We start from the raw sequence: 4,043 nt of genomic DNA, 5'->3' as shown, positions 1-4,043 counted from the left end.
TATATTTGTGGAGTTGCTAAAAACAATGTGGTAAAAGCCAACTGCGTAACTCCTATATTAGGAGAAACAATGAAAATATTTATGGAAAAAATAACAACGGAAAGCATCCTTTGTGCAGGGGGTGTTTAGGAAAGCTTTCTTTTGTTAATACATGCTGTGAATTATGAGATGCCTGTACTAGGATGCAAGAGGGTTCAAATCCCTCCCCCTGCTCAATTTTTTTAATGTATTGTATTCAGTTATTTTTTGCGAAAGTATTAGTAAATTTGTTATTAAGTAGTTTCTTTGTGTAGAAACTTTTCAATTTTCCTTCTCTCGCATATTCTAGCATCGATTTTGGAAACAAAATAATAGTAATATCTAAAAGACTTATCAAATCCTAGTGCCTCGTCAACCGTAAACTGTCATATAAAACCGATTGGAATTCTTCGGAATCGTTGAATCCTTGATGATTGACTCGGCACTAGTTGAATAAACAAATCATAGTAAATTCATAATTTGGCATTGTTAAAGAAGACGCATCTAAAACAGATAATCGATTATTAGTTCTTTTCATCTCATTGAAGTAATTTAAAAGCACATCCTTTGCGAAAATTAAGTTCTCTCCTGTAGAAGCCGACAATATATCTATTAGTTCTTTTGCACTTCTGTCTAAATTGTAATATATTTATATTATCGTTTTAAACTAGACTATAAATTTAGAGGTGTTACGATGGATGTTCGAAATGTAAGAGATTTCATATATATAGACATAGATCGGGTCAAATCGATTATATCACAGTTAGAGGAAGGATTAGTTGATCAAACACAAACCCTTAAAGGAAAATCAGAGGGAGCTGCTTTAGGTGGAGAAGGTGGAATTACGGGATTCCTTAAGGGAAAAGCTGATTCTGAACTCAAATTGCATCAACAACTATCTGAAACCAAATCTATGCACGATTACATATACAATAAAGCTGAAAAACTGCTTTTAGATAAGAAACAATTGCTCAGAGTACCAAATAAAGAAACATCTTATTCTGAAAAGATGAGAGATTCAATTGGTAGAAATTCGTTTGTTTTGGTAAGAGGAAAAATTCTAATTAATGATTTTAGTCAACTTAAGAAACTTATAGATAACTGGGAAAAATTATCAAAATATTTTGCAAAGTGCAGTATACACGCCGATAGGGATAAATTAACTCTAGAACAAGCTAACGAAACATATATGAACTTATTACAAAATTTTACTAAAGATTTCGATGAAGAAATGAGAAAAGGTATGCTGCTTTTTATTGATATGTTCTATAAAGATAGGATAGTAATTAAGATTATTCCATATGTGGAAAGTCCAGATTTTCGTTTAGTGGGCAACATAGATAAACAATATTTGCGAGATGACATTGATAGTATTACATACAAATATGGTACTGCCCCATATTCAAATTGGACTATTTTTGGTCAGATTGCATCACTACCTCCCAAAAATGAATCTAATGAACAATTTAACATGACAGGTAATCAAATTGAAAGTGCATTTAATGCTATCTTTGATGAATACAGAAATATCGAAAGAATGGCACAATCCGTTACGTATCCAGAGATAGCTATCACACCTATTGCTATATACAGGGAGTGAAAATTTTTGCCTAACTCCTAAAGAACAGTAGTCTAACATTTCATAAGGAAATCCCGCTAAAAGTTATTACTTTTGGTAATAAAGTATGCAATTCAATATGTAAAAATCTATCAGACTATTTTTCTTCAAATTTTTTGAAAATATTTTTTGTTCCTGGAACTTCCTAGAGGGAAATTTTCTGGAAGGAGAATCATAAGACTGCGAGGATAAAGCCTCCTATGATAGCATGAAAGGACAATTTTTGAGATCTTCCCGTCCGGCCTCACTGCAGAGAGTGAGCAGATACGCAAGGGAGAGAATCAAAAGGGCTTTGGCAGGATAGAGAAGAGAGCGCTATTAGTGCTTTGACATCTCCGCCCCCTAGCTTTCCTACTCTAGATAGTAAGCCTGTTATAAGGCTCATGCTTGTCCAGAATAGCCCACTGTAAGGAGGTAGAGAGAGCCCTGGGTAATAATCCTTCATACCCTGTAAAATAAGGGATGTAATGAGCTATAAAAAGGTTATTTTGTTGGGAACTTTCCGGCTCTTTAAATCTGTGTAGCAGGCAGCTTTGCACTTAAAGTCTGATTTTTTGAGTACTTTGGATGCAGACTTGGGAGTTTAGGTGCAGAATGAAGAATGAAAAAGATCTTTAAATATTGTATAGTGCAAAAATAGAATAATTAGTAGAAAAATTATTTAGATTGTAATTCTGTGATTTAAAATAATGTAGCGATTAAAAGACTATGAAGTTTTAGAAATTTTATTATTGTCATTTTCGTCCTGTTCTTCGACAAGTTTTTGAGTATTCATATCCAACTCCGCTTTACATTCTTCGGCACATTTTAGCAAAAAATTTTCTTTTTCTTGAGCCCAAATAGTATCATTGAGGTACGCTTCTTTTATTTTAGGAATTATTGTATTATAAATATAGATGGCTTTACTGAAATTATTCATAGATGTTTCAGGTTCTTCTGGATTGTATATACAAGTAGATGGACTAAATTCTACACATCCATTATCATCTAGTATAAAATTGAATAAATTTCCATTAATTTCTAGATCAAAACCACCTCTATTGAATGTTCTTTTATCAACTAAAGAAAATTTCAATTCATATAAATATGTAAAGGCTGACTTCCCTTGATATCTCAACTTAATACGTGAATTAATTGGAAAAGGGGTATTTCCATCTGCAAGATGTATTGTCTTGATACCTATATCATTGCTTATTTTTAGTTTTTCATAATATTTATGACTCTGTTCCAAAATCCAGTGATTTTTGCATTTTTGATAGAAAGTCTTAATTAGCAAGAAGAATCCAGTTTTTATCAAAATCGATATTCGCTATCTAAAGACTTGAATCACTAAGTTGTATTACATGGATGGTGACCATTTATAAAATCTAGTGATTTTGAGTTTTACATTCATCACTAGATTTTGGTACTGAGTCATATTTATAGAATAACCATTTAAAAAGATCATCTGCTATTCTGAAATAATCTGGTTTGTCAATTATCGTAAATCCAGCATCAGAAAATGGATTTTTTTTAAGAAATTCATTGAGACATATTTTTACTGGGTTATCTGATATTGCGGAAACCAAGCAAATTAAATCGTTATTTGAATTATTAAAAAACACATAATCAAATGGGATAACTTTATATTTTTCATTATCTGGGAGATTTAAATAACTAAGTGGATTCATATTTCTTCTTAGTTGAGTATTTATCGTCTCCACAACCGACGTTGCTGCTACTATTCTTGTTCCATTTGACAAGGTAATGACTTCTATAGGTGAATCAACATCTAATTCATCGCGGTAATTTGCATCTTGAAAGCAAATCCATCCGTCACATGGTATTTTTCTCACGTCAGCAATACGTTCTTTTAACAATTTGGGTATTTTATCTATCGATTCATCTTTTTTAGTCTTCCCTAGAATCTGAATAGGAGTTATTTTAAATGTATCTCTAGTAAAACGAGTCATATTTAGATATGATATACTTTTGCTTATAATTTTTACTATTTGAGGATATTTCAACATATTTTTAGTTAATTTGTAAGTAAACGTTATTATTTTTATAAAATTGAAAATAAATAAGATAATTATTCTAAAAATAAAAAACTGACTATATATTAAAATAAAAAACTGACTATATATTATCTGTTTATTTTATGGTTTTTTATGAGGTTCTCAAATTAGCTTTTAAAATCTCCAATCTAATTTGATATTCATTTTTTAAAAGTATCTTCCAAAAGAATTCTTATCTTCAACCTTATTTTGTATTTCTGTCAATATTAGTAGTTGATATGCTATGAAACTCAATAGAGAGTAGAGTTTTCTACTCTCGTTTCTTACTCTCCTGATATCAAACTTTACTGTACCTTTAATATGTCCATGTATCTTTTCACATTCAGCTCTCTTTTTATACTGATCATCAA

The 4,043-nt window shown here is 30.9% G+C and carries 4 protein-coding genes and 1 pseudogene; 1 reads left to right on the top strand and 4 read right to left on the bottom strand.

The genetic code is table 11. The features are described 5' to 3' along the window. Nucleotides 1–712 precede the first annotated feature (712 nt). On the top strand, nt 713–1,618 hold the full coding sequence (locus ASJ81_RS09610) for a DUF6414 family protein (protein WP_095644278.1): 906 nt from the start codon (nt 713–715) through the stop codon (nt 1,616–1,618). A gap of 262 nt (nt 1,619–1,880) precedes the next feature. Here ASJ81_RS09610 and ASJ81_RS22140 read toward each other — a convergent pair whose 3' ends face one another. The 4 genes and pseudogenes from ASJ81_RS22140 to ASJ81_RS23285 all read right to left on the bottom strand — a co-directional run. Then, nucleotides 1,881–2,081 (bottom strand): hypothetical protein, encoded by a 201-nt coding sequence (locus ASJ81_RS22140; protein WP_141241650.1) that lies wholly within the window; start codon nt 2,079–2,081, stop codon nt 1,881–1,883. 261 nt (nt 2,082–2,342) lie between these two features. Further along, complete coding sequence (locus ASJ81_RS09605) at nt 2,343–2,912, bottom strand: hypothetical protein (RefSeq protein ID WP_095644277.1); 570 nt, start codon at nt 2,910–2,912, stop codon at nt 2,343–2,345. A 91-nt stretch (nt 2,913–3,003) separates the two neighbouring features. After that, the gene (locus tag ASJ81_RS09600; protein ID WP_141241648.1) at nt 3,004–3,588 is read right to left on the bottom strand and encodes a hypothetical protein; all 585 of its coding nucleotides are present in this window, start codon (nt 3,586–3,588) and stop codon (nt 3,004–3,006) included. A gap of 252 nt (nt 3,589–3,840) precedes the next feature. Beyond that, nucleotides 3,841–4,043, bottom strand: a pseudogene (locus ASJ81_RS23285) (ISNCY family transposase); the annotation flags it as partial.

The organism is Methanosarcina spelaei (assembly GCF_002287235.1).
Lineage (GTDB): Archaea > Halobacteriota > Methanosarcinia > Methanosarcinales > Methanosarcinaceae > Methanosarcina > Methanosarcina spelaei.
This window is presented reverse-complemented; position numbering and strand designations above follow the sequence as displayed.